The sequence below is a fragment of the Thermogutta terrifontis genome (assembly GCF_002277955.1).
GTDB classification, from domain to species: Bacteria; Planctomycetota; Planctomycetia; order Pirellulales; family Thermoguttaceae; genus Thermogutta; species Thermogutta terrifontis.
Genome location: NZ_CP018477.1, coordinates 771,155 through 797,050, shown reverse-complemented (window position 1 = coordinate 797,050; position 25,896 = coordinate 771,155). Strand labels below are relative to the sequence as shown.

Sequence of the window (25,896 nt, the reverse complement as noted above, 5' to 3'; positions counted from 1 at the left end):
GGTGGTGTTTCGCGTCACCGGCCGGACTTTCTTCGTCGGAAACCGGTGTATGCGTCTGACTTCGCCATGGATGATCGTGCTGGCGGTCCTGGCCTGCGTTTTGGTTCAGGGGTGTCGGCGCGGACCAGCGGATCAAGATCGAACCGCCACGGGCAAAACGGCGCCTGTAAAACAGCAAGGGTCCTCCCAAAACGCTGAAGCTAAGCAGGCCGCACCGGCTGGTGTTTCATCTCCGAACCAGGGCGAGGGCATCACTCGCCCCCCTAGCGGCCCGAGCGAACTCGATTGGGTCCGCGCCCTGACCGGCTCTGACGAGGCGGCCAAGCAGTCGGTTCCCGCTGAATTCGCGAAGATCATCAATGGTCTTCTGGCAGCCCAGGCTGGCCTGGAGTTCGACCAGCAGGGACGTCTCATCGGAGTAGACCTGGCCGGGGAACGCCGCAGTGGCAGCGACGCCGAGATTGCGCTGGTCGTGCAATTGCCGCACCTCCGGCGATTTCGCGTGGCCGGGTTCGGCGTAACGCCCGCTGGCGTGCAACAACTCGCTCAGAAAACCACATTGGAGGAACTGGGGCTGGAAAATACACAAATTGACGATCAATCCCTTGCCGCACTGAAAAATCTGCCCCGCCTTTGGTCGCTCAATTTGCGGCGCTCTGTCAAGTTGACTGATGGAGCCATCGGTATTCTGGCCGATTTTCCTGCCCTCACCCACCTCTACCTTCTCGAAACTCAATTTTCCTCCGATGCGTTGGAAAGGCTCTCCCAACTGCCCCGGTTACGACTGCTGGATCTGCGGAACTGCGCCGGCGTGAACGCTCAGGTGCTCACCCGATTGGCAGAACTCCCGCAATTGGCCGACCTCCGCTTGCGGGGATACCATATCGATGACACCTGCCTGTCTGCTGTGGGCCGATTCCCCCGACTGATCAGTTTCACACTTGAAGAATCCCCCGCCACACCCAATGGCTTTCAAGCCCTGGCGCGGCTACCACTGGAATCGCTCACTCTCTTCCGCTGCACCTCACTTACGGACGACGCCCTGGCGGCTGTCGTGGCAGGTTGGACGAAGCTGCGGACGCTTTCTCTGCGGGACCTGCCGCTCCGCGGCACCTTTTTGAGTCAGCTTCGCACACACCCGTCACTCCGCGTCCTCAATCTTCCCCAGACGATGGTAGATGATTCCGCCCTGACATCCCTCCGGGAACTGCCATCCCTGGAGGAACTCTCTCTTGCTCAGACGTTGATCACCGATGCCGGTTTAGAACATATTGCCGCAATATCCACGTTGCGAAAACTCAATGTCTCGCAAACGCAGGTGACGGATGTCGGCGTGCAGTATCTGAGCAACCTTTCGCATTTGGAATCGCTCGATCTGAGCGGCAATCTGGGGATTACCGACGCGGCTGTACCCTTCCTGGAAAAGCTACCTCAACTCCGCGAGGTATTTCTGGATGGGACATCGGTCACGGTCGAGGGGCTCAAGCGCCTCGGCGAGAAGGCCCGTGTGAAACAAGCCGTCGGGCTGGAATAAAGCCGTCGGCCGTTCGGGCTGGCCTCTTCCGCGCTCTACCGCACTTTCCGGGGATCACGTTCGTTTTACTCCACGAGCGCGAGTGCTTTCCGCATGGCCTCGGCCGTCACTCGCACCGCCTCCTCCGGTGGCAACTGCCGCAGTTCCCTCTTGAATGGTTCGATATAGGCCGGTCCATCGAATCCGATCTCCACCAGTGCCGAAAGAAAGCCCTTCAAATCGATCACCCCCGTCGCGCAGGGAAGCTCCCGCACGGAATCGATCTGTTCATCCACCGGTATCCCGGCAGGGGCATCATTGAGGTGCACCACGATGACCTGATCGCCCCTCAGGCCGAGGAGGTCCTCGCGCGTCTCGCCAGCCGTGTACCAGTGCCAGCTATCCAGGGTGAAGCCCACACAGGGATGATCGATCTCCGCGATGAGTTCCTTCATTTCCCGCAGAGTGTGAATGAAGGGATATCGGCCGGCACTCCAGGATTTCTTCGGCCCCACGTATTCCAGCCCCAGCCGCATGCCGTAGCAGCCCACGATGTCGGCGATCGCCCGCAATCGCTTGGCATGGAGACGGAAGTTCTGCAAATAGGTGAGGTCGCGAGAGGTAGGTGAGAGATAAGTGCCCAATCGGTCCACCCCCGCCCGCTGAAGAACTTCGCAGTACTTAGGGAAGCCGCGCAGCGTGGAGGTAAATCGCTCGATCGAACCCCGGAAATCCACCGGCACTCCCGCTGCCGACCAACCCACGTTGTGGGCCTTCATTTTTTCGCGAAGTCCGGCTAATTCGTCATCAGACAGTCGGGCGAGAAACTCCGGCTGCGGCTCGATTGCCTCGAACCCATATTTGATCGCGTATTCCAGGCTCTGCATCTGATCGGCCGGCACTCCGATGGCAGAGCACGATAACGCTGCCCGAAACCGCCGCCTTCCGGGTTTCTTTTGCTCACCCTTTGCTTCACCCTCATGGGTGCTTTCTTCGGCCAGGGCACCCGCAAAGCCAGACAGTCCGATTGACGCCAGTGCCATTCCACTTTGGAGCAACCATTCCCTCCGCGTGCGGGTATTCATGACAGAGTTCTCCCCTGGTTCAGGAAGCCACGGCTGCATCTTCCGCCAGCGGGGCAGCCACAAGGTCGTATCCCTCCGCGGCCACAATTTCGCACTCCACGAACTGGCCGGGCGACAGATTCCTCCCGGTCACATAAACCGCCCCGTCGATCTCTGGGGCATCCGCATAAGTGCGTCCCAGCCAGACATCTTTCTGGTCCGGATGGCGCTGGTCAAGGAGGACCGTCATTTTTCGGCCAACCTGAGACCGCGCCCATTCAAACGCGATCTCCTGCTGCACCTCCATGAGGTACTCGCGCCGGGCACGGATGACACGGCGGGGAAGGTGATCTTTGAGCCGGGCGGCGGGAGTCCCCGGCTCACGCGAATACTCAAAAACTCCCAGTCGCTCGAAGCGCTGTTTCCTGACAAACTCCACCAACTCCTGGAACTGAGCTTCCGTCTCCCCCGGAAAGCCCACGATCATTGTCGTTCTCAGAACGAGCTGGGGAATGCTTTCCCGTAAACGCGCCAACAGGGCCTCCGTTTCGGCACGTGTCACGCGGCGTTTCATCCGCCGCAGAATCGTGTCATTGATGTGCTGGAGCGGCAGATCGAGATAAGGGATGATCGGGCCACCTTCGCGGAGGACGCCGATTAACTCATCCGTGAAATACATCGGATAGAGATACATGAGCCGGATCCATGTGAAGCCGGGAATCTCCCGCAATTGGCTGAGAAGTTCCGCAAGCAGCGGCCGCCCCACCAGGTCCATCCCGTAGTAGGTGGTGTCCTGGGCAACGATCACCAACTCTTTCACGCCGTCGGCCGCAAGTTCCCGGGCCTCGGCCAGAATCAACTCCATCGGCTTGCTCACGTGGCGTCCCCGAATATGGGGAATGGTGCAAAATGTGCAGAGTCGGTCGCAGCCCTCGGAAATCTTCAGATAGGCCAGATGACGCGGCGTCACCCGCAGCCGCCGACGATCATCCAGCGGAACCACACTCGCCGGTTGAAAGATTGTCCGCTGTTCCTGAATTCCCGATTCAATGCGGGCAATCGCCCGGGTGATTTCATCCCGGCTGAACACGCCGATGACCTGATCCACCTCCGGAAATCGGTCGAGAAGCGCGTCGCGGTCTCGTTCGGCGAGACATCCCGCCACAATAACTCCTCGAATCTTGCCCCGCTTTTTCAGCTTGAGCATCTCCTCGATGGCCTCGAAGGATTCTTCCCGCGCGGAGCGGAGAAAACCACACGTGTTGACCACGACCACATCGGCCCTTTCAGGGTTCGGTTCAAGCTCCCAGCCGGCATCGCGGAGCAGCCCGAGGATCCGTTCCCCGTCCACGAGGTTTTTCGGGCATCCCAGGGCAATCATGCTGCATTTACCCCGAGGTCCTCCCTGTGATGGCCCGCCGCTCGGCCGAGCCTCCGTCTCAAGCTGTCCCGACGTCGCCAATGGGTTCGGATGAAGAGGAATCTGCGGAAGTGGTTCACTCATGGGAAAAATCTACTTTTTTGGGGCAACAGTTTGCTCACACGTGCGTGAAGACGATCTGATCCGTGCCCGACCGAGCCATCAAACGCGCACCGAATCAGCACAGTTGACGTTTGACTGGCAACTTACGATCAACGGCCGGCCAGAAATTTTGCGTGTGTTACTGGACGCCTTGATGGAAGTGCCCCGCCTCGCTGGGAGCCCCGCCACCCGCCTGCCTTATCATTCCATCCTATGCTATCTGGCAAGAGACTACGAGGCCTGGCGGTAGCCTGACCCATCTTTGCTTTATCCCTGCTACTGGAAACGGGCGCGAACCTGGACACCGGCTTGCGCAGTCTCGCTGGACACGAGAAGCATGCACCTCCATTCCGGAGGGACCTGTTTGTCAGGTCCGCCCATCGGAAGAGACGTTGTGTTTTCCGGTGGCCTTGCACCGCGACTCAGACACGCTACGCACCTACGCACGCTTTCACCATCCCCTTGTGGAAACTCGCACGAGGAACCACGGCCGTGTAGTGGTTTGTCGAGCCGTAAGGGCTAACAACACTCCGAGTCCGGGCTTAACGCCCCGCCGTAAGACCCGCAGACAGGAATTGCCATTTTCGGTTGGAGAAGAACGCTAACGTACGCAGGAGGCCACCCGGCAGCAAGGCGTTGGCTTTGAACAACGGGCGAAGGTAATCGAGAAGGAATGGTGCCAATCTACCGAGGGTTTTCGTGGCCGCCCCCGTCGTGGACATGTCCGTTGTCAGACTCAGCCGCTTGGTAGGAGGAAGCCTTTTTTGATGTCGCCGCTCGGTTCCCCGGACTTGTCCGCGACACGGGTGAAACTCTCTGACAGGTCACTGTGGGAGCCCATCATCTGGCCCCTAGGCTTTTCCCATTCCAGTGTTTGGGTCATTCTCGTCTTCTGTCAGGTTGCCATCCAGAAAAGGAGCCGCCGAGTCTTCTACGCGAATCCCGCCGCCTGCATTCCCCTGGCATCGATTACCTGTTGCCCGGCCACCGCTCGAGTCGGAAAAGAGGATGCCCGGCCCTCCGTTATTTATGCATTGATTTCCTCTCAGTGTCACCTGTGCCTCCTTGCGGACCCACACGCCCGGTCCGTCATTGCGGCTAGACACGTTTACGCTGACGAGGACACTCGCCGCGGAAACGCGTTTCTGTTCAGGTTCGGCCGACTCATAACTGACTAACCCGGTGGAGATCTCGATACCGGGCCCGTGATTTCCAGCCACCGTATTGGCTCTCACCTGAACTGAGGGAAGCTCCCCTAAGTCGATGCCCCCCCGGAGATTTCCAACACACCGGTTGTAAGTGATGGCGACCGTCTCACCTGAGTAACAACCGATCCCATATTCTCCGTTTTGCGAACACGTATTGTCCGTGAGGATCGCATGCTTTGCCGAGGCAATGTTGATCCCGTTTCCTCGATTGAGTGCGCACGCGTTGCGCTGGACGCTTACCCGCGCCGAGTCAAATACGGCAATCCCAGCGTCTTTGTTGCGAAGACAGCGATTATCCACCAATTCGGCTGCGGCATGGAGCCCGACGTAGATCCCCTGTTCCCCGTTTTCCAGAATCTCACAGTTGGCGATGACGGCCTGACTATGTTCGTTAACCACAATCCCGGCAAATTGGTTCCCCTCACAGCGGCAGTTCTCAATCTGTGCGCGACCATGAACGCCTACAGCGATTCCCGTGTCAAGGCCACGAAATACACAGTGGCGGATGATGCCCTCCCCTCGTTCCGTAATGTTGACTCCTTGATCCGCCCCATTCCCCTTGAAGTCACAGCGCTCGGCGAGGAGCTTTCCAGCACGAACCCGCACGATATCGGCAGGCTCCTCTCCTTTATGCTGGAAGGCGAGATTCTCCAGAACCACCTCACCGCAGGCGAGAATTTCCATGCCTACTCGGCAACCATGCACCACAATCCGCGCTGGTTTTTTCCCCTGCCCACAAATGCGGAGCGGTTTCCAGAGGACGAGTGGTTCTCGGAGGTGATAAACGTGTGACGTCAGCCAGAGAGTTCCCCCGGGCTGAAGTCGGGAAAGCTCAACGGTTGTAAGCTCGCGATCTTCGAGGACGAGTTCCGTCACTTTGTGGTGCACGTCTTTCTGACCGGAGGGAACCGAAGACATCTCAAAATAGCGCTGCCGCAAGGCGAGCACCCAATCGAGCGGGCTGAACTGCGGCCGCTCTGCAGGGGACGGAGCAAGAAGGGGTTGCACCAAATCCCGCTCCCATTTTTCCAGCCTTCCGACTTGGACGAGGACCTCGTCCTCTTGCGCGACTTGCGGAGACTCCTGGGCCGCCGGCAGCCATCCCGTGCGAAACATGAGGTAAATCAATCCGAGCGAGTAGAGGTCCGTGGTCGGCGATGGCTTTTCACCCCGTTGGAGTTCCGGCGGGACAAATTCCCAGGAAACGCGCACACGAAAGCGATTCCAAAGATAAAAACGAAGAGGCAGAAGTCCCGTTTCGACGAGGGAGCGAGTCCCTAGGGACTCCAAAAGATGATGGGGCTTGAGGTAACCATGAAAGCTCCCCATACGGCCGACATAATCGAGGGCACTCGCTATATCCGTGAGAGAAGGAAAGAGTTTTTCAGGTGGCGTGGGAACTGGGGAACGTGCCCAACTGCCTAAAAGCACTTCTGAACCCGGCTCTTGGTACCAAAGGACCAGTCGGCCTGAGACGTTCCACCAGTCCACGAGTCGGTTCAGGTGCGGGTGCCAAGCGATCATCGTGAGTTCGTCGAGATAATCATGGAAGCGTTCGAGTTCCGCAGCGTCTAAAAACCAGGGCTCACGGAACACTTTAACCAGCGCAGGAACTCCGGTGTAAGCCACTGCCTGCCAGGTTTCGAAGCACGGTCCCGTCCCTAGCCGTTCCAGGAGAATCATCCCCGTTTGCTCGCGAATCGCAGCCGCTAGCCCCACTGCCATGACGCCCTCCTTCCTTTCTGTCCCATAACCGTCAGAGCGAACTACACTTGAAATTTGTCATAGCACTGAATCGAGGTATCCGCCAAATCAACCATTAGTATAAGCGGTCGCGTTTGAGGAAACGAGCGTCCTGAGCTGACGGACATCTGTACAGGCCCATCTTTCTTGCACAAGTCCAGCAATGGTTACGGTGGTCATAAGGGATCACTCGATATAAGTCCGGGCGGGCCGAAACCGACGACCCACGGGGCGGATTTGTGAAGGTGTGCCTCCCCCACCGTGCGGGCTTGCAGAGGCATCAGTTTGGCGAGGACACACCCTTACGGTAGCTTTACGGTCCGCCTGAGGCAATCTTCATTTGCTTGCGTGGGCACATTACGTTCTTCCGCTTCCACGCCGAAGAATTTTCCTTTGGCTCGCGAATGCTCGAGACGCTCGGTAGCTTAGCCCGCGATCCATTCAAAAAAGTGGCTGTCCCTCCTTCATGGCTTTGTGAGCCTCGGGGGTGTCGAGCGGCACGCCTGGGTCTTTTTGCTCCGCCAGCCAGCGATCGAGTTCTTTGGCCAGCCGGGCCTTGATCTCGGCGAACTCGGCCCGATCGGCAAGATTGGTCATCTCATAAGGGTCTTCCGAAAGCCGATACAACTCTTCTGCCGGACGCACCATGTAGCGCTTGACCAACCCATAAATCGTGGGATTGTTCCACGAGTGGGCCATCCACGTCGGCCAGTACTTGTTGTGAGGTGTGGCACCGCCGAGCTGACCCATAACGTGTTTCTCGATATAGACTTCCTGCGGGGTGAGATTGCGGATGTAGTGCCATTCGCCGTCAGTGACGGAGCGAATGGGGTACGGCGGGCCTTCCGGAAAATTATTGTGGGCAAAATAGGCGTACCGGCGATGTTCGTCTTTCAGGCCCAGCAGCACTTCGCGAAAGCTCGTCCCGTCCAAGGGGCCAAAATCCGCGGGATTGCCGCCCGCAAGCTCAATGAGCGTGGGGGCCACGTCCGCGTACTGCACAAGGGCGGCTGTCCGGCGTCCGGCGGGCACGTGCCCCGGCCATCGCGCGATGAGCGCCGTGTGGACCCCAAGGTTCCAGTTCGTCCATTTGCAACCGGGGAATTGGGCCCCCTGCTCCGAGGTGAACAGCACGAGCGTCGAATCGCGGAGCCCTGCTTCATCCAGCACCCGCAGGATATCTCCCACCTGACTGTCCATGTAGGTGATCTCCGCCAGATACGCGGCAAAGTCTTCCCGCGTTTTCGGTGTGTCCGCGATGTGAGGCGGCAGCTTGAGGTTCCGCACCGGGTAGCGGGAACGATCCCCCATCACCCAGGGAACGTGCGGCTCCACCAACGCCACAATCAGGCAGAAGGGTTGATCGTTCTTCCGCGTCATGAATTCTCGAATCCCCTCGACATTGTGCGGAGGCGTAGGGTCGGCGGTGCAATTCGGGCAAAATCCCGGGACGTCTTCGAATGGAAAAACCGTTTTCGGTTCGACATGGACCTTCCCCGCCAGCCCCGTCCTGTAGCCCAGCGCGGAAAGGTAATGGGCCAGACTGCGAATCCCCGGCCGCGACGCCGAGTGATTCCAGCAACACCCGTTCCGCATCGGATAAAGGCCGGTGTAGAGTTCGGCCCGGCAGGGCTGACACATCGCCATGCTCAAATACGCCCGATCAAAGACCAATCCCTCCCGAGCAAGCCGATCAATGTTGGGGGTGAAAGCGTTTTTCCCGCCGTACACGGGTAAATCGTTGTAGGTGCAGTCATCCGCCATGATGATGAGAAAATTGGGCCGCTGCGACGGTTCCGCCGCTCTCGACGCTAGGCCCCACAAGCCCGCACCCAAACACACAAGCCACATCACAGCCGCACGCATGATCACACCTCCCCACACTCAAAGACCAAAAAAACTGCAACCACCACCCACGGCCAAACAGGGCCAATCACCCGCCCAGCGCCCAGCCCGTGCGACATCGCAACCCCGGCAGAAAGACTTGGGGAAAAGCCTTGCGATCTGTGCCGCCAGGCCGAGGCGCGCTCATTGTAACATACCCAGAACGTCGCCGCTTCCGGGCCGCGGGCCCCGTCCATTCCGACTCTTCTCAAAACCTATAAGATGCTTGAGAGGCTGCAGCGCAAGCTGTTGCCGGGGTGATTCATGAATCGCCCTTATCGGCGAACCCCAGAGCGGCGCTTGTCGTGCCCGGTGAAGGGGAATGGGTCATCAATCGGTATCAATCGGACCCGACAAGCGGGTCCCTCCGAGGTATGCTCTGCCGGGAAAGGCTGGGAATGAGGTCAACAATGCCCCCGATTAAGCGGCGGGTCATATAATCGAAAGTATGAGCGCGATTGAAATCTGTAATCTGTCGAAGACCTACCGAGTCAGCCGAAAGAAAGAAGGCCTTTGGGCGGCCGTCCGGGGGCTGTTGCGCCCAGAGTACGAGGTGATTCACGCCGTCCGATCCATCAGTCTGACGGTGGAACGGGGCGAATTCGTTGCCTTTCTCGGCCCTAATGGTGCGGGGAAGACGACCACCCTCAAGCTGCTATCGGGAATCATCACCCCCACCGCGGGAACGGCCACCGTGCTCGGCCATGTGCCATGGAAGCGGGAAAACTCCTACCGACGACGATTCGCCCTCGTGATGGGTCAGAAAAATCAGCTTTGGTGGGACCTCCCGGCTGCCGAGTCGTTCCGCCTGCATCAGCAAATCTACCAGATTCCACCCGACCAATTCACCCGCACCCGTGATGAATTGACGGAAATGCTGGGCGTTCGGCATCTCATTCACCGCCCGGTGCGGGAGCTGTCACTGGGCGAACGCATGAAGATGGAACTCATTGCGGCTCTCCTGCACTCGCCCGAAGTTTTGTTCCTGGATGAACCGACCATTGGGCTCGACGTGGTGGCCCAATACACCATTCAGCAGTTTCTCCGAGAGTACCAGGCCCAGAAGAAAACCACCGTCATCCTGACCAGCCACTACATGAAGGATGTGGCGGCCCTGTGCCGAAGGGTCGTCGTTATCTTCGATGGTCGCATCATTTACGATGGCTCGCTGAGCAGCCTGGTCGATCATCTCGGGGCGTACAAAATCATCACAATCCGCTTTGCCAACGGAACGCCCGCCGGCGATCTTGGTCGCTTCGGCCAGGTGATCCTCAGGGAGCCGCCGCGGATCAAGCTTCGGGTACCACGGACGGAGGCCACGGAAATCGTGCGCGCCATCCTGGCGCAGTACACTGCTGAAGACGTCAGCGTCGAGGACCCGCCCCTGGAGGAACTGATCGCCACGTTGTTCACCTCCGCCCATCGTACGGGAGAAGAATCCCTCGTACCTTCCCCTTTACATTCCCTGGATGAGTAGCCGTCAATCGCGACTTAACCACACCAGGTGAGGATCATCCATTAGGTCATCGATGAGCACAGTTCCTTTCGACATCAACACTTTCTCCCGGCGAATTCTCGGTCGATGTCGCCTCTGGGGGACCATTCTCCGCATCAGCATTCAGGAGCGGATTGTCTACCGCGGCGACTTCATGCTGGGCACGCTCATGCGTTTTCTCCCCATCGTCACACAAATGTTTCTCTGGGCGGCCGTCTTCGCGGCAGTACCGGGCAATTCTGGCGGGGAAACGCGCATCGTGGGTTACCGCTACCAGGATATGGTGGCCTACTACCTCCTGACGATGCTCAGCCGCGCGTTCTCCAGCATGCCGGGCCTGGCCTCCGGCATCACTCGCGAAATTCGTGAAGGCGGCATCAAAAAGTTTCTTATTCAGCCAATTGGGCTGCTGGAATTTTTATTTTTCTATCGGGTTGCGCACAAACTCGTTTATTACAGCATTGCCGCGGTGCCGTTTGCCATTGTCTTTTATCTCTGTCGCGGATTTTTTCTCCATACGCCCCACGGCTGGGAATGGGCCGCCTATGTTGCCTCTTTGATAATGGCCTTTCTTCTCGGTTTTTTCCTCGAAGCCACCATCGGACTTTTGGGATTCTGGTTTCTGGAAGTAAGCTCCCTTTTATTCATTTATATGCTTTTGAGTTTTTTCTTTTCCGGGCACATGTTTCCCATTGACATGCTGCCACAACCGTTTTACACCATCGTGCGGATGATACCGCTGCAGTACCTCGCTTATTTTCCGAGTGCCGTGTTTCTGGGAAAGGTACGGGGTGAAGAACTGGTGATGGGACTGCTCATTCAGGCGGCCTGGGTGGTCACCTTTATGGTGCTCGCCAAGCTGACCCTTCAACGTGGCCTGAAGCGGTACAGCGGCTTCGGAGGTTGACCGTGATTCCGTTGCGACAGTATCTACTCGTGTTTGGCACATTTGCCCGCAACAGTCTTATTCGGGACATGACTTTCCGGGCTAATTTTATCATCGAATTTCTTTCTTCCCTTTCCTGGGTGTTTATGAACCTGGGTTTTTATATCCTCATCTTTCGATATACGCCGTCCCTGGGCGTCGGGACCGGCTGGGGCAAATATGAGTTTTTTGCCTTCACCGGCACGGGCCTGATGATCAACAGCCTGGCCGCCATGCTTTTCATGACAAACGCCGATAATTTCGGCAATTTTGTCCGCCAGGGGAACCTGGATTTTCTTCTCCTCAAACCGATCGACACGCAGTTTATTGTGTCGCTTCAAAGAGTCGAATGGTCTTCGTCGGGAAATTTTCTCGTCGGGCTGTTTTTGCTGCTTTATTCGCTGAGGCAGATGAATTATGTGCCTTCGGCCATCACAACAGCCCTCTATATCGTGTATATAATCTGCGGCTTGCTGATACTGTATTCGCTGATGTTTATGATGGCGTCCACCAGTGTGTGGCTCGGGCGAAATGAAACGCTCTTCGATTTCTGGTTCTACATTGTCAACTTTGCGCGGTATCCCATGGAGATTTATGAAGGTCGTTTCGGCCGACCTTTCCGCTGGTTTTTCACATTTATCATTCCCGTTCTTGTGGCGGTGAACGTCCCGGCTCGCTTCATTGCCCGGCCCCTCAAACCGCAAACAGCCCAGGACTGGGCACTGGCGGGATTTACGATTGTGGCCACCGTCGCGATGCTTGTGCTCTGTCGGTTGGTCTTTCTTGCCGCACTCCGCAGCTATCGGAGCGCAAGCAGTTAGATGGAATCAGATCTGATACCCAAGACGCGGCAGAAAACTAATTGGCGCCAGCCATTGGGGAAGCGTGGAGCGGTGAGACCAGTCAGCAAAGCCCGGTGGTAGCGGGCAGGTAGCTTTTTCCGTTTCCACCGCGTGCGATACTGTTGTATTGCGCGGCTTCAGGAGCGGGTAGAATAGCTCGTTCGGTCATTGACAGCATTGATGGGCATGTGAGGAACGCTGATAAGGACATCCCAACGTATGAAACTGGCCTACAGCAGTAACGCTTACACACGATTTTCTTTCGCGGAGACGGCTGCCCGCATCGCCTCCCTGGGATACGAGGGGCTGGAGCTTCTTGCGGATGTTCCCCACGCCTGGCCCCTCAGCCTGCTCCCGGCGGATGTGGATCGGTTGCGGAGCATTCTCGAAGAGCATCGCCTGCAAATTTCCAATATCAACGCGTTCATGATGCGGGGTGTCAGCGATGTCCGGCAACCGTACTGGCATCCGTCGTGGATCGAGCCGGAGCCGTTTTATCGGGCGATTCGGCGAGACCACACCCTCCGGGCGCTTCACCTGGCTGCTGATCTGGGGGCACCGGGAATTCAGACGGAGCCGGGAGGCCCCCTGCCCCCGGGAATGACCCGCCGCCATGCCCTGCGGATTTTTTACGATGAACTCATGCCCTGTGTCGAGCTTGCAGAAAAGCTTGGCGTCAATTTACTCATCGAGCCGGAACCGGGACTGCTGATCGAACGATTCGAGCAGTTCCTGGAGTTCATCTCGTGGATTGACTCGCCGGCTGTGGGACTGAATTTTGACATCGGCCATGCGTTTTGCGTGGGTGAAGACCCGCAAGACTGGGTGGAAACCATGGCCCGGTGGACCCGACACTACCACATCGAAGACATTTCCGCGGAACGAGTGCATCACCACCTGGTGCCAGGCGAGGGCGCCATCGACTTTGCGGCAGTGATTTCAGCCATCAAACGGACCGGCTACGATGGCTGGATCACGGTGGAACTCTATCCCTACATCGACAATCCCGACGAGGCAGGCCGACGTGCAAGGGAGGTTTTGCTGCCTCTTGTTGTGGGCGACCCAGCCGGTGGACATTGCGCTGAAAAAACGTCGCAAAACCCGGGCAACCAAGGGAGGCCGTGACAGGTGACCCGCATCAGACAGTCTGCTGGGCAGGCAACTCGAGATCGCCGATTTGTGGGGCCGGCCGAGTCCTTTCGGGCATACTGTCAACTTATTCGGTTACCCAACCTGTTTACCGCCGCGGCCGACGTGCTGGCAGGATTCTTCCTGTGTCATTCCCCCATCACGCCGGAAAGCCTGTCGTTCCTCTGGCCGCTTGTGTTCGCGGGCGTGACTTTTTATGCCGCCGGTGTGGTTCTCAACGATTGGGTCGATCGAGAGATTGATGCCCGGGAACGGCCCCAGCGTCCCATTCCCTCGGGATTCGTCCCCGCCTCGATGGCCTTCTGGTTGGGATGGGGATTCTTGATGGTGGCGGTGGTGCTCAGCGCCTATGTGGCCTGGCGTGCGGGAACGGTGCGACCGATCCTCGTGGCCCTTTTTCTGGCTGCGGCCATAGTCGTCTACAACTTCGTGATGAAAAAAACTTTTTTGGGCCCTGCCGTAATGGGGACGTGTCGCGGGATTAACTTCGTCCTTGGCACCACGCTGTCACCGTGGAACTGCGCGTGGCTGCCGCTGCCGGTGGGAATGGCGGTTTATGTCGCGGGAATTACAGCGTTTGCCCGAACCGAGGCCGACACCCCCCACCGTGGCTGGCTCGCCGGCGGGCTGGCGACGATGATGGCAGGTCTTGCCATAATCACCGGATACGCGGTCACAGCGGAGCGATTTGTGATCGATTCCTGGCGGTGGTACGCCCTCCTGGGCATCCTGGCCGGCTGGATGCTGTTGCGTGGGATATGGGTCCTTGCGGCACCGTCACCAGCGCGGGTACAGCGGCTCGTCACCCAGGCCGTCATGGGGATTATCATTCTGGATGCGGCCGTGGTGTTCACAGCCCATGGTCCGCTGGGTGCCCTGCCCGTGCTGGCCCTGATTCTTCCGGCCACCTGGGCCGGTCGCTGGATTGCTAGCACCTAATCCAACTCTTAGTCGCGTTGTACGGATGAGAGGAAAAGCCCGCCATGTACCTGGGTTACAACACCAACGGTCTTGTCCATCACGAGCCGGTGACGGCCATCCGCGGATTGGCGGAAATTGGATACCGTGGTGTCGCCCTGACCATTGATCACTACCTCCTTTCGCCATCGAATCCCCACTGGCAACGGCAACTGCACGAGATTCGCGATGTCCTCGATCGGCTGGAGATGCGGTGCGTTATCGAAACCGGGGCGCGATATCTCCTCGACCCCTGGCGGAAGCATGAGCCGAGTCTCATCTCGCCCACTCCAGCGGAACGACAGCGGCGGATGCAGTTCTATCGCCACGCCCTTTGCTGCGCTGTGGCGCTGAACGCCGATTGTCTATCAATTTGGTCGGGCATCAGGCACCCAGAAGTCGCGGAGAATGATGCGTGGAGCTGGCTCACAGAGGGCCTGAAACGTCTCTGCGACGAGGCGGCCGCATTCGGTATGCCGATCGGTTTGGAGCCCGAACCGGGAATGTTTATTGACACCGTCCAACGATTCGACGAACTCCGCGAGCGCTCGCCCGACACAGGATGTCGGCTCACTCTCGATGTGGGTCACGTCATTTGCCAGCAGGAGGGAAAGCTGAGCGACATCATCACGCTCCACGGTTCGCTCCTGGTCAATGTGCATATCGAAGACATGCGCCGCGGCGTTCACGAACATCTCATGTTCGGCGAAGGAGAGCTGGACATTGCGGAGGTGTTCACAGCCCTCCGTCAGGTTCGCTACGGCAAAGGAGTTTATGTGGAGCTGAGTCGCCACAGCCATCTGGGGTTCGACGCGGCGCGGCGGGCCTACGAAGCGTTGCGGCCGTTTGTCGAACAAGCGGGCTGACCCCCGATCCCTCCCCACTTTTGCAAAAAGCCTACGGTACGCCGCGGGCACGGTGCGCCGTAGGGGCAATTCATGAATTGCCCCGACCGCAACGCGATGGATTGGAGTCGGAGGGACCCGCTTGTCGGGTCCAATGAATTGGGGTGGATCATCCAAGGCTGACAAGCGGACCTGACAGGCAGGTCCCTCCGAAAGCGGACGTGACGAGCACGTCCCTCCGAAGATGCCGACCTGACGAGCAGGTCCCTCCGAATGAAGACCTCACAGGCAGGTCGCTCTGGGTTGAATGTTGCCCCACGATCACCCGTGTGGACGCTCGCGTCCCCATCGGCACAGGAAAGGTGGAAATGAGTCAGCAATTGTCGGGATCCCCCGTGTGTGATAAAAATTGCAGATTCAGAGAACAAGTTGTGCAGCCAAGCAGCGCAAGGACAATTAACACAGTGAGATACACCGGATGAGTACTGCCAAACTCGACGACTATGTCGTGCTTCTGTCGGTGCCCCATCTGCGGGAAAAAGATGTCGCCCGGATGCAAAACCTTCAGGAGATGACGGCGGGCGGGGAGATCGTGGACCTGGTCCCCAGCTTCCCCGCGGTCACCTGTCCCGTGCAAGCGAATATGACCACCGGCCGGCTTCCCGATAAACACGGGGTGATCGCCAACGGCTTTTACTGGCGGGATCGCGATGAAGTGGAAATGTGGACGTCTCCCAATGACTGCATTGAGGCACCGCAATTGTGGGACTTTCTCTATCATCATGAGCGTGGTCTGGTGAGCGCGGCCTGGTTTCCTCTCCATTCCAAAGAGTGTGGGGCCGAGTACATCTGCACGCCGGCACCGATCCACAATCCCGACGGCACCGAGACCCTCTGGTGTTACACACGCCCGGAGGACCTCTATCTGAAACTGCGGGAGGCCCTGGGGGATTTCCCCCTGCATCGCTTTTGGGGACCGCTGGCCAACATCGAGAGCACGCGCTGGATTGTGGAATCCGCCATCCTGCTTGCGCAGGAATATCGGCCAAACTTTTTCTACATCTATCTTCCCCATCTGGACTACGCGGCACAGCGGGATGGCGCGGAGAGTGCCGCCGCGATGAAAGCCGTCCAGGAACTGGACGAAGTCCTCGGCCGATTGATGACCGGTCTCCGCGACGCCTACGATGGAGACCCTCTCTGGCTGGTTGCTGGAGAATACGTCATCACTCCCGTGGAACGGGTTGTGTATCCCAACCGAATTCTCCGGGAAGCCGGCCTGCTGAAGGTGCGTGAAGAAAAAGACGGGGAGTACCTTGACACCGAAAACAGTGCGGCCTGGGCCCTGGCCGATCACCAGGTGGCGCATATCTACGTAAAAGATGCCGAGCCTGACGTGATTGAAAGAGTGGTGGGGCTTTTCCGAGGTCTTCCCGGTGTGGACGAGGTACTGGCCCTGGAAGAACGATCGCGGTACCACCTCAACCATCCGCGGAGCGGAGAGGTCATTCTCAGTGCGCAGCCGGATGCGTGGTTCGCGTACTACTACTGGCTGGAGGATCACCTGGCACCCCCGTTCGCCAGGAAGGTGGACATCCACCGCAAACCTGGGTATGATCCCGTCGAACTGTTTTTTGATCCCAACACCCGGGGTATTCCTCTGAAGGCGGAACTGGTTCAGGGATCGCACGGTGCGCCCGTTCGCGATAAGTCCCAGCGGACGGTGCTGATCAGCTCCCACCCGGGAATACTGCCGCCGGAGCCTGCCCGGGATACCGACGTGTTCCACGTGGTGTTAAAACATTTTGGCATGCGATTGACGACGTTCGATTGATCCCATCGTGCGTGCGTCCAGAAAATTGTGGCCCGCCGTAACGCGAGTTGTTGCAGGTACGGTCTTTCGTTTAGGCCGAGAATGCTGCGTTGCCCTCTGTGAGATCGCCAGTCCACGTCCTCGCCATTAAAACTGCCAAGTGTTGAGAACCTTCACGAGATGTTGCCGGTGGAACGCGCGGAATGCCCACCACGCGGCAGAAACACGTCATTCGGTCGTTGAGCCCATGAGTGGGGAGGAAAAGCCATGATCCGATTCAACGCAATCCATCCGGAAACCGGGCGGTGGTCTTTTTCGTGGAAAGTAGGGCGAAGGAATTTCCCCGGTGACACAATCTACATTTTCATTGTGGGGACCTTGCTCGTTGCTACCGCCGGTGCTGTTCGCGGGGAGCCGGTCGACGGGGGTGTGCCGGCTGAGCGGGTGCAGTTCTGGGCGCAATATCTTCCTAAAGAACCCCGCGGCGTGGGAAGGCCGGCATCCGACCGCACCGTATGGGAAACCCTGGCGAAACATGAGGACTTCTCTCAAGTCATAGGCACGGCGGAAAGAGAATTGCGGACGCCCATCCCCGATCTGCCTGACGATCTTTATCTCGATTTTTCCCGTACTGGAAATCGGCGTCGCTACGAGGGACCCTACAGCGCGCGGCGATCCCGACTGGGAACCCTCGCAGCGGCGGAGTGCCTGGAAAATCGCGGTCGATTTATCCCTGAGATCGAGAAGCTCATCGCAGCGCTGGCCGCGGAGAAGACATGGGTCATGCCCGCCCACGATGGCCGACTGGACAACTTCTATGGACGGACGGTGGAAATCGACCTCGGGTCGTCGGGCACGGCATGGAATCTGGCTACCGTCGATTTTTGGCTGGCGGACAAACTTTCCCCCGAGACCCGGCAACTCATTGCGAGAGAACTCGAACGGCGGATTTTCGCCCCGTTTGAGAAGGCGGTGAACACGGGCAATCCCCGTTTGTGGTGGCTCACAGGAACCAACAACTGGAACGCCGTGTGTCTGGCCAACGTGGTGGGAGCGGCTTTGGAGAATATCCGCGATCCCCAGCGTCGGGCGTTCTTTGTCGCCGCCGCAGAAAAGTACATCCAATACTTTTTGAAAGGCTTTACCGAGGACGGTTACTGCTCGGAGGGGATTGGATACTGGAACTACGGCTTCGGCCATTTCACCTTGCTTGGTGAAACGCTCTACCAGGCCACTGGCGGTCATCTCGATCTCTTCGCTGATCCCAGGATTGTGCCCATTGCTCTGTTTGGATTCCGGATGGAGATTGCACCGGGGCTGTATCCGGCATTCGCCGATTGCCACTTCGGGGCGCGTCCCGATCCTGTGCTGATGGCCTACCTGAGTCGGCGATACCAGCTCGGCCTGTTAGAACTGGAACGCCGCCATGTGGGACCGGGCGCGGGCTTCAGCAGCTTTTTGCCGGAAATGGCCGTCTTTGCGATGCCCAATTCGCTGCAAGACCGGCCGGCAAAAGCCGAAACCCCGCGGCGGCACGAACTGCGGGACTGGTTCCCCGATGCGGGAATCCTCATTGCCCGTCCGGCCGACCTTTCCCCCGACAAGCTGGCCGTTGCGCTGAAAGGTGGTCATAACGCAGAGCATCACAATCACAACGACGTGGGCAGTTTTGTGGTGACACTGGCCGGAGGTGTTCCGCTCGTCGATCCTGGGGCGGAGGTTTACACGGCGAGAACCTTCAGCAGTCGACGTTACGAGAGTAAAGTCCTTAACTCCTACGGTCACCCTGTTCCCGTGGTGGCAGGGCAGCTTCAACGTCCTGGTAGCGATGCCCGGGCGAAAATTCTTGAAACGCAGTTCACAGAACAGCGGGACGTTCTGAAAATGGATATCTCTTCGGCGTATGCCGTCAAAGAGCTGGAACGACTGGTGCGCACCTTCACCTATGAGCGAACAGGCCGGGGGCGTCTCACGGTGCGGGACGAAGTCGCTTTTGGCTCGCCGCAGGAATTTGAAGAGGCGGTCATCACCTACTCGCCCTGGAAGCGGACGGACCAGGGCTGGATCGTCGGTGAAGGCCGCCAGGCAGTTCGCGTTCGGGTCCTGCCTTCCTCGGGAGAGCTCCTCTGGCAGGAAGAGGAAATTGACGAGAATGTCACTTATCGGAAGAAGCCGGTTCGGCTCGCCGGGAAACTGAAAGAACCAGTGAAAGAACTGTCCGTGGAAATAGTCATCGAGCCTGTGGAGAATGAGTGAGAATTCCGTATCCCGCCCCGCGATCTGGGGCCACGTGACAGAGTTTCTGAACGGCCTTTTTGCCGGTCGCCAGGTCATTCTCCTTATGGTGTTGGGCATTCTGCCCGGCTTTGCTTTTGCCGAAGAGATGCGACCTCTCCGCTGGGCAGCGGATGCCGAAGGAGGGGCACCCTACATTTTCCAGGACCCCGCCGATCCGCATCGGGTCATTGGGTTTGAGGTGGACCTGGCCGAGGCCCTAGCCAAACGTCTGGGACGGCCGATCGAATGGGTCCAGTACGATTTCATGAGCCTCGTGGCGGGGCTTCAGCGGGGCGATTTCGACTTTGCCATGAATGGCCTGGAAGTCACGCCCGATCGGGCAAAGGTGGTGCGATTTTCGCGACCGTATTATGTATACACGCTCCAGCTTGTCGTTCGCAAAGACGAAACGCGTTTTCAAAATTTGGAGGAATTACTGGCCTTGGGGGGCACGGTGGGCACCCTGGAAGAAACCGCCGCTCAGCGACTCCTCGAAGAGATGGGCTTTTCCCCCAAGCTCTACGGCAACCAGACGGAACCCTATCTGGATCTTGAACTCGGGCGGATCGACGCCGTTCTCATGGATCTGCCGATCGCCGTGTACTTCGCCAAACCCAATCCCGAGCTGAAATTCCTCGGTGAGCCCATGGGCGAGGGATATTATGCCATCGCCTTTCGGAAAGAAGACGAGGCGCTGGCCGCCGAGGTGGATCGCGCCCTGGACAGTTTGATTGCCGACGGAACGCTTCGCAAGATCTACGAAAAATGGGGCCTTTGGAACGACGCTCAGGAAAAACTGGCTCGTGCTGAGCTGACCGATGTCCTGGCGGAGGCCCGGCGCCGCTGGACCTTCCGCACGTATTTTCCCCTGCTCCTGCAGGGAGCGGGTGTCACGACCTATCTGTCAGTGGTGAGTATGGCGGTCGCCGTTGTTCTGGGGCTGCCCATCGCGCTGGCCCGGCTGTTCGGACCGTGGCCCCTTCGCTGGGCAGCCGTTGCCTACGTGGAGTTTTTCCGCGGCATTCCGGTGCTGCTGCTTCTGTTTTTTCTCTACTACGGACTCCCCACCGTGGCTGAGGCGTATGGCCTGCCGGTTTCGCTGCGGCTTTCGCCGATGGCGGCCGCGATTCTGGGCTTTGGGCTCAATTACGCCGCCTACGAGGCCGAGATCTATCGGGCAGGGATTCGGGCCATTCCTGCGGGACAGTGGGAAGCCGCAGCGTCGCTGGGGATGGGCCGTATCCTCACATTTCGGCGAATCATCCTCCCTCAGGCTATTCGAACCATCCTTCCGCCCATGACGAACGACTTTATCGCCCTCTTCAAAGACACCAGCATCGTCAGCATTGTGGCGGTTGTGGAATTGACCAAGCAGTATCAAATTTTGGCCAAGTCCAGCCTAAAATATCTTGAGATTGGTTTTGTAACGGCGATGCTTTACCTGATTTTGGCGGTGCCCCTGGGTGCTTTATCCCGACACTTGGAAAAACGCTGGGGAAAAGGATAGTGAACCGAGAGGAATTCCACGTCCAGGTGGAAGGTCTGTGGAAACGCTTCGGTCACCGCGTGGTGCTCCGTAACGTGAGTTTTCACGTCGCCCGCGGTGAGACGGTGGCCATCATTGGACCGAGCGGAGCGGGGAAATCGACCCTTCTCCGCTGCCTGAATGGGCTGTGCCCGTTTGATGCGGGCATCGTGCGGATTGGCCCCCATGTGCTGCGACCCGGGAAGCGGCCAGCACCATTCGCCACCCTTCGCCTCATCCGCCAGCGGCTGGGCATGGTCTTTCAGGACTTCCAGCTTTTTCCCCATTTGACGGCCCTTCAGAATATCATCGAAGCCCCTATCCATGTCAATCAAATGCCCCGCAAGGAAGCGGAACGTCGAGCGCTGGCGCTGTTGGCTCGGGTGGGCATGGCGGATCGCGGCGATGCTTATCCGCGGGAGCTCTCGGGCGGTCAGAAACAGCGGGTGGCGATTGCCCGAGCTCTGGCGATGGAGCCTTTCGGCCTGCTGTGTGACGAGATCACGAGCGCCCTCGACCCAGAATTGAAGGCCGAGGTGCTCGCCGTCCTCGAAGATCTGCGCCGCGACGGGATGACGCTCATCCTCGTCACCCACGAGTTGGCCTTTGCCCAGCGGGTAGCCGATCGCGTGATCGTCCTTGCCGACGGGGAAATCATTGAAGATGGACCGCCTCATCAGGTCTTCGCCGCGCCGGAACATCCTCGCACTTCACGATTCCTGGAACAGGTAGCACTTTGATAGTCCATTGAGGTGAGTATGCCGCGGAATTCGACACGCGTCGTCCGGGTGGGCACCGTCGTCTTTGGAGGGGGACACCCAATCGTTGTCCAAAGCATGTGCGCCACAAAAACACAGGACGTGGCGGCCACCGCTGCCCAGGCTGAGCAGCTCCGCCAGGCGGGCGCCGGCATTGTTCGGATCGCTGTGGATAGCCATAAAGATGCGGACGCCCTGCGGGAAATTCGCGAGCGGACCGAAGCCAATCTGTCGGTGGATCTCCAGGAAAACTATCGTCTGGTTACGGAAGTTGCCCCGTTCGTCAACAAGGTTCGCTACAATCCGGGACATCTCTACCACCACCAACCCCAGGTGCCGTGGCAGGATAAGGTGCGGTTCATTGCAGAAGTGGCTGCCAGGTATGAGTGTGCACTGCGGGTGGGGGTTAATTGCGGTTCCGTCGATCCGGCCAAGCGGGACAAATTCCCACCCGAGGACAAGATATCGCCGATGCTGGAGTCTGCCTTCGAGCACTGCGAGCTGCTCGACCGCCTCGGTTTTACGCAGTACTGCGTATCCCTGAAGGATTCCGATCCCCGGCTGGTCGTGGAATTGAACCGGCGATTTGCAGCCGTTCGGCCGGACGTGCCCCTGCACCTGGGAGTCACCGAAGCAGGGATGCCGCCGGAGGGAATCCTCAAAACCCGGGCGGCGCTCGTCCCGCTGCTGGCCTCTGGAATCGGCGACACAATCCGTGTGTCGCTCACGCTCCCCAACGAAAGAAAACACGAAGAGGTCCTGGCAGGGCGGCAAATCGTGGAGGACGTGTTGGCAGGTCGGGTGACCGTGGAACCGTGGATCCCCGGCCGACTCAATATCGTGAGCTGCCCAAGCTGTTCACGTGTGGAGAACGCTGCTTTTGTGGAGCTTGCCGAGAAAGTGCGGGAACTCACCGCCTACGCGGCAGATTACCCGATCACCATCGCCGTGATGGGTTGCCGGGTCAACGGGCCGGGCGAGACGGACGATGCTGATCTGGGACTGTGGTGCGGTCCGAGGTATGTCAACCTCAAACGGGGTCCGATCAGTCTGGGCAGCTTCACTTACGATGAAATCCTCCCCCGTCTGAAACAGGAACTGGATTCCCTCATCGCCGAGCGCGGGGGAGCATCCTCCGGCAGGGTAATGACACCAGCGGAGGGAGCTGATGCATCCCCACTTTTGTAAACACCGTGAAATGGGGCGTGCGAGGCGTCGGAGGGGCACGCTTGTCGTGCCCGGTGCCACTCGGCCGTGTGCTGTGACTGGCCCTGGTAGGGGCAATTCATGAATTGTCCCTACCGGAATCTGGTTTGGCCATGGTCCATGTGTTGTCCGGGCGATTCATGAATCGCCCCTTCCGGTTATCGTCGTTCCATCCGGAGCGACGCCAAGGTTGTGAAGGCTAAAGCCTTCACGAAAAAGCGGCGATGAATCGCCGCACTCCATATGGAGTGCGGGGCTTTAGCCCCGCTTTCGGCGCGGGACTTCAGTCCCCGCCGAAAGGCAATGGACCATCCAACGTCAAACGGCGGACGTGACAAGCACGTCCCTCCGAGAAATCGTTCGTAGGGACACGCCTGTCGTGCCCACGGCAAAACGCAGGACAAGTCTTGACCGCCTGCCGCACCAGGTCCGCCCCGTCGCGGGTCCCTTGCGGAAGCTTCCGCCCCACGTATGCCAGCATTTTCACGCGATGGGCTTGGGGCAATGCCTCCAACGACTTTTGGTCGGGCAAGCATTGATCAGGCAGCGAAGGGGTGGTCCTTCGCACCCATGCTTACAAACAGGGCGCTGTATTTTCGGTTACTTGGCCCGCTTTTTCCACTTCATACTGGACCCGCCGATGGACTCGCCGATGGCCCCAAAGATGGCCCCGCCGATGGCCCCAAAGATGGCCCCGACGATGGCCCCGGCGATGGCCCCGCCGATGCCATTGCTCATGGCCCCGCGGATGGCCCAAAAGATGGCCCCGACGATGGCCCCGGTGATGGCCGGGTCCATCTCCTCTTCGGTACGGTCCTTAGCCCGATGTAAGGCCCCTCCGGCCTTGTCGCCTTTGGGAGCAAAACCCGCAGGGGGAGATGCTGGACGAGCGGCGGGAGCAGAATGTCCCCATTCGCCCACCCCCACCCCTGGCTGTGCTACCACGGGCCGCAGGCCCGGAGGCGATGCCGAAAACGTGGCCTGGCTGGCACCCGCAGCAGGCCCCGTGGAAGGCACGCCCGCACCTGATCGGCCTTCGCCCCGTAGCGCCCTGTATAAGCTCCGCACCCAGGCCGCCGCGCCGTCCCGTGGCCGGTCTTCCGGCCGGGGAGCAAGCGCTTGCCGCACCAAGTCTGCCTCTTCCGGTAGGAGCCCGTCCAGCACGGGCCGGCCCGTCCGCTGCCGTTCGAAAATCTCCACGGGGTTCCTACCAAACGGTTCCTGCCCCGTCCGCAGCTTGATGTACGTTGCCGCCAGGGAGTAAAGGTCCACGCTTCGCGTCAGCCGGTGCTCCTCCCAGGCCTCGGGCGGCAAATAACCGAACGTTCCGGAACCTGTGTGCGACGCCGTGCTGGCCCCCACCAATTTCGCCAACCCCAAATCTCCCAGCTTCACATGCCCGTGGAAAAGGAGCAGGTTCTGCGGCTTGATGTCGCGGTGATAAATCCCCTTCTCGTGAAGAAAGTCCAGGCCATCTGCCGCCTCATAAATCCACTTGATAAGTTGTTTGAGAGGAATGCCCGGTTGCCCGTCCTGGCGGTATCTTTCCAGCATGTCGAGGAGTGTTCCGTCGGTCGCAAGTTCCCACCGGGTGACCAAATATCCGGAGACCACCCAGTAGTCGAGAAGACTGACGATGTGGGGATGGCCCGTCAGGGCCCGGATGAGCTTGAGGTTTTGCAGCTCTTTTTGAACGGCAGGATTGGTATTGTCGATCGTCTGATGCGAAACCTTGATGGCGGAGCGAACTCCACTGTCAGATTCGGCGTCCCAAACCTCGCCGAATCCGCCCACTCCCAGCCGCCTAACAAGCCGGAGCTTCTGCTCATTTTCTAAAAATGCCCGTACAACGTCGTCCATTTTAGACCCCTTCCGGCCACAACAAAACAACACCGCTAATCAGGGATGCTTTTCCCCATTGTAATTGCCCAGCAGGCGCCGCAAACAGTTCGCCATTTTAAACGGCCCGAAGAAACAAGCCCGTCTGGACGTTCGAGTTCCGGTTGGTGGAGAAAAAGTGGTTATATCTCTGGGGAGGGGGCCCGGATGGGCACGCTTGTCGTGCCCGGGGAGTGGGAATGGATTATCCAACATCGAATAAGCGGACGTGACAAGCACGTCCCTCCGAGAAAAAACGGACCTGACAGGCGGGTCCCTCCGAGAAATCGTTCGGAGGGGCACGCCTGTCGTGCCCGGTGAAAGGGAATGAGTTGTCAACCGGTGTTCATCGGACCTGACAGGCAGGTCCCTCCGACGTTGTCCGGGCAATTCATGAATTGCCCCGACCGGTTATCGTCGTTCCATCCGGGCCGACGCCAAGGTTGTGAAGGCTAAAGCCTTCACTAAAAAGCGGCGATGAATCGCCGCACTCCATATGGAGTGCGGGGCTTTAGCCCCGCTTTCGGCGTGGGACTTCAGTCCCCGCGGAAAGACAATGGATGATCGAGCGCTGTATTACGGACGTGACAAGCACGTCCCTCCAAAAAAACGGACCTGACAAGCACGTCCCTCCGAAGGTCGGAGGGGCACGCTTGTCGTGCCCGCGCAACGAAATGGATTATCAACGCTCGAAAAAAACGGACCTGACAAGCGGGTCCCTCCAATTGTGCGGACCTCCATTGTGTGGATTGGAGGGTCGAATTCCACCGCGACCGGTTATCGTCGTTCCATCCGGACCGACGCCAAGGTTGTGAAGGCTAAAGCCTTCACGAAAAAGCGGCGATGAATCGCCGCACTCCATGGAGTGCGGGGCTTTAGCCCCGCTTTCGGCGCGGGACTTCAGTCCCCGCCGAAAGCGAATGGATGATCCAACGTCAAACGGCGGACCTGACAAGCACGTCCCTCCGGAAAAAGGTCGGAGGGGCACGCCTGTCGTGCCCGGTGCCACTCGGCCGTGTGCTGTGACTGGCCCTGGTAGGGGCAATTCATGAATTGCCCCTACCGGTAGACGCTGAGAAGCTTGTTATAAGCTAGGACACTCTGCGACTACTCAATCGCTCATGCAAGAGGATGGTGGTACGCGCGAAGCGAGCACTGTGGCTGCTGAAACACCAATCTGAGCCCATGTTTACCTGCCACTACCATCATTCTCACTGTGAAACACCGCTTCTTCCTGCCTAGCTGCCTCAAGGAATAACTTGATCCTTTCTCTGTGAGTCTTATTAGTTTGT

General features: G+C 58.8%; 17 protein-coding genes. 12 read left to right on the top strand and 5 right to left on the bottom strand.

Annotated elements, in window-relative coordinates:
• Window positions 1-49: 49 nt before the first annotated feature.
• The gene (locus tag THTE_RS02910) at window positions 50-1,534 is read left to right on the top strand and encodes a hypothetical protein (RefSeq protein ID WP_095414030.1); all 1,485 of its coding nucleotides are present in this window, start codon (window positions 50-52) and stop codon (window positions 1,532-1,534) included.
• A 65-nt stretch (window positions 1,535-1,599) separates the two neighbouring features.
• On the opposite strand, the gene THTE_RS02905 is transcribed toward THTE_RS02910, so the two are convergent.
• The 4 genes from THTE_RS02905 to THTE_RS02885 form a co-directional block, all read right to left on the bottom strand.
• Window positions 1,600-2,598: a sugar phosphate isomerase/epimerase family protein gene (locus THTE_RS02905; RefSeq protein ID WP_157731658.1), complete on the bottom strand. Its 999-nt coding sequence runs from the start codon at window positions 2,596-2,598 to the stop codon at window positions 1,600-1,602.
• A gap of 19 nt (window positions 2,599-2,617) precedes the next feature.
• Window positions 2,618-4,081, bottom strand: coding sequence for a 30S ribosomal protein S12 methylthiotransferase RimO (rimO, locus tag THTE_RS02900; protein WP_095414028.1), 1,464 nt, complete (start codon window positions 4,079-4,081; stop codon window positions 2,618-2,620).
• 869 nt (window positions 4,082-4,950) lie between these two features.
• The gene (locus THTE_RS02890) at window positions 4,951-7,032 is read right to left on the bottom strand and encodes a right-handed parallel beta-helix repeat-containing protein (protein WP_095414026.1); all 2,082 of its coding nucleotides are present in this window, start codon (window positions 7,030-7,032) and stop codon (window positions 4,951-4,953) included.
• A gap of 459 nt (window positions 7,033-7,491) precedes the next feature.
• Window positions 7,492-8,916, bottom strand: coding sequence for a sulfatase family protein (locus THTE_RS02885; protein ID WP_095414025.1), 1,425 nt, complete (start codon window positions 8,914-8,916; stop codon window positions 7,492-7,494).
• A 466-nt stretch (window positions 8,917-9,382) separates the two neighbouring features.
• On the opposite strand from THTE_RS02885, the gene THTE_RS02875 reads away from it, so the two are divergent.
• The 11 genes from THTE_RS02875 to THTE_RS02825 all read left to right on the top strand — a co-directional run bounded on the left by THTE_RS02875 (window position 9,383) and on the right by THTE_RS02825 (window position 22,708).
• Window positions 9,383-10,411, top strand: coding sequence for an ABC transporter ATP-binding protein (locus tag THTE_RS02875; RefSeq protein WP_095414023.1), 1,029 nt, complete (start codon window positions 9,383-9,385; stop codon window positions 10,409-10,411).
• Between the two features lie 52 nt (window positions 10,412-10,463).
• On the top strand, window positions 10,464-11,336 hold the full coding sequence (locus THTE_RS02870) for an ABC transporter permease (RefSeq protein WP_095414022.1): 873 nt from the start codon (window positions 10,464-10,466) through the stop codon (window positions 11,334-11,336).
• Window positions 11,337-11,338: 2 nt separating this feature from the next.
• Window positions 11,339-12,175 carry an ABC transporter permease gene (locus THTE_RS02865; RefSeq protein ID WP_237260189.1) on the top strand — a complete coding sequence of 279 codons (837 nt, stop codon included), beginning with the start codon at window positions 11,339-11,341 and terminating at the stop codon, window positions 12,173-12,175.
• Between the two features lie 240 nt (window positions 12,176-12,415).
• Window positions 12,416-13,321 carry a sugar phosphate isomerase/epimerase family protein gene (locus THTE_RS02860; protein WP_095414021.1) on the top strand — a complete coding sequence of 302 codons (906 nt, stop codon included), beginning with the start codon at window positions 12,416-12,418 and terminating at the stop codon, window positions 13,319-13,321.
• Window positions 13,322-13,324: 3 nt separating this feature from the next.
• A complete protein-coding gene (locus THTE_RS02855; RefSeq protein WP_095414020.1) occupies window positions 13,325-14,284 on the top strand; it encodes a UbiA family prenyltransferase in 960 nt (319 codons plus the stop codon).
• A 44-nt stretch (window positions 14,285-14,328) separates the two neighbouring features.
• A complete protein-coding gene (locus THTE_RS02850) occupies window positions 14,329-15,168 on the top strand; it encodes a sugar phosphate isomerase/epimerase family protein (RefSeq protein ID WP_095414019.1) in 840 nt (279 codons plus the stop codon).
• Window positions 15,169-15,625: 457 nt separating this feature from the next.
• Window positions 15,626-16,981 carry an alkaline phosphatase family protein gene (locus tag THTE_RS02845; RefSeq protein ID WP_095414018.1) on the top strand — a complete coding sequence of 452 codons (1,356 nt, stop codon included), beginning with the start codon at window positions 15,626-15,628 and terminating at the stop codon, window positions 16,979-16,981.
• 246 nt (window positions 16,982-17,227) lie between these two features.
• Complete coding sequence (locus tag THTE_RS02840) at window positions 17,228-19,216, top strand: heparinase II/III family protein (RefSeq protein ID WP_095414017.1); 1,989 nt, start codon at window positions 17,228-17,230, stop codon at window positions 19,214-19,216.
• Window positions 19,209-20,744: an ABC transporter substrate-binding protein/permease gene (locus THTE_RS02835; protein WP_095414016.1), complete on the top strand. Its 1,536-nt coding sequence runs from the start codon at window positions 19,209-19,211 to the stop codon at window positions 20,742-20,744. Before THTE_RS02840 ends, THTE_RS02835 begins: the two co-directional genes overlap by 8 nt.
• Window positions 20,744-21,502: an amino acid ABC transporter ATP-binding protein gene (locus THTE_RS02830; RefSeq protein WP_095414015.1), complete on the top strand. Its 759-nt coding sequence runs from the start codon at window positions 20,744-20,746 to the stop codon at window positions 21,500-21,502. The genes THTE_RS02835 and THTE_RS02830 overlap by 1 nt, the downstream gene beginning before the upstream one ends.
• An 18-nt stretch (window positions 21,503-21,520) precedes the next feature.
• A complete protein-coding gene (locus tag THTE_RS02825; RefSeq protein ID WP_207651763.1) occupies window positions 21,521-22,708 on the top strand; it encodes a flavodoxin/ferredoxin-dependent (E)-4-hydroxy-3-methylbut-2-enyl-diphosphate synthase in 1,188 nt (395 codons plus the stop codon).
• A gap of 618 nt (window positions 22,709-23,326) precedes the next feature.
• On the opposite strand, the gene THTE_RS02820 is transcribed toward THTE_RS02825, so the two are convergent.
• Entirely contained in the window at window positions 23,327-24,586 is a 1,260-nt protein-coding gene (locus THTE_RS02820; protein WP_095414013.1) for a serine/threonine protein kinase, read from the bottom strand.
• Between the last annotated feature and the right edge of the window lie 1,310 nt (window positions 24,587-25,896).

What these genes read in the sequence shown, in the direction of transcription:
- THTE_RS02910 (WP_095414030.1), top strand. Translation starts at nt 50, where the DNA reads ATGCGTCTGACTTCGCCATGGATGATCGTGCTGGCGGTCCTGGCCTGC.
- THTE_RS02905 (WP_157731658.1), bottom strand. Translation starts at nt 2,598, where the DNA reads ATGAATACCCGCACGCGGAGGGAATGGTTGCTCCAAAGTGGAATGGCA.
- rimO (WP_095414028.1), bottom strand. Translation starts at nt 4,081, where the DNA reads ATGAGTGAACCACTTCCGCAGATTCCTCTTCATCCGAACCCATTGGCG.
- THTE_RS02890 (WP_095414026.1), bottom strand. Translation starts at nt 7,032, where the DNA reads ATGGCAGTGGGGCTAGCGGCTGCGATTCGCGAGCAAACGGGGATGATT.
- THTE_RS02885 (WP_095414025.1), bottom strand. Translation starts at nt 8,916, where the DNA reads ATGCGTGCGGCTGTGATGTGGCTTGTGTGTTTGGGTGCGGGCTTGTGG.
- THTE_RS02875 (WP_095414023.1), top strand. Translation starts at nt 9,383, where the DNA reads ATGAGCGCGATTGAAATCTGTAATCTGTCGAAGACCTACCGAGTCAGC.
- THTE_RS02870 (WP_095414022.1), top strand. Translation starts at nt 10,464, where the DNA reads ATGAGCACAGTTCCTTTCGACATCAACACTTTCTCCCGGCGAATTCTC.
- THTE_RS02860 (WP_095414021.1), top strand. Translation starts at nt 12,416, where the DNA reads ATGAAACTGGCCTACAGCAGTAACGCTTACACACGATTTTCTTTCGCG.
- THTE_RS02850 (WP_095414019.1), top strand. Translation starts at nt 14,329, where the DNA reads ATGTACCTGGGTTACAACACCAACGGTCTTGTCCATCACGAGCCGGTG.
- THTE_RS02845 (WP_095414018.1), top strand. Translation starts at nt 15,626, where the DNA reads ATGAGTACTGCCAAACTCGACGACTATGTCGTGCTTCTGTCGGTGCCC.
- THTE_RS02840 (WP_095414017.1), top strand. Translation starts at nt 17,228, where the DNA reads ATGATCCGATTCAACGCAATCCATCCGGAAACCGGGCGGTGGTCTTTT.
- THTE_RS02835 (WP_095414016.1), top strand. Translation starts at nt 19,209, where the DNA reads ATGAGTGAGAATTCCGTATCCCGCCCCGCGATCTGGGGCCACGTGACA.
- THTE_RS02825 (WP_207651763.1), top strand. Translation starts at nt 21,521, where the DNA reads ATGCCGCGGAATTCGACACGCGTCGTCCGGGTGGGCACCGTCGTCTTT.
- THTE_RS02820 (WP_095414013.1), bottom strand. Translation starts at nt 24,586, where the DNA reads ATGGACGACGTTGTACGGGCATTTTTAGAAAATGAGCAGAAGCTCCGG.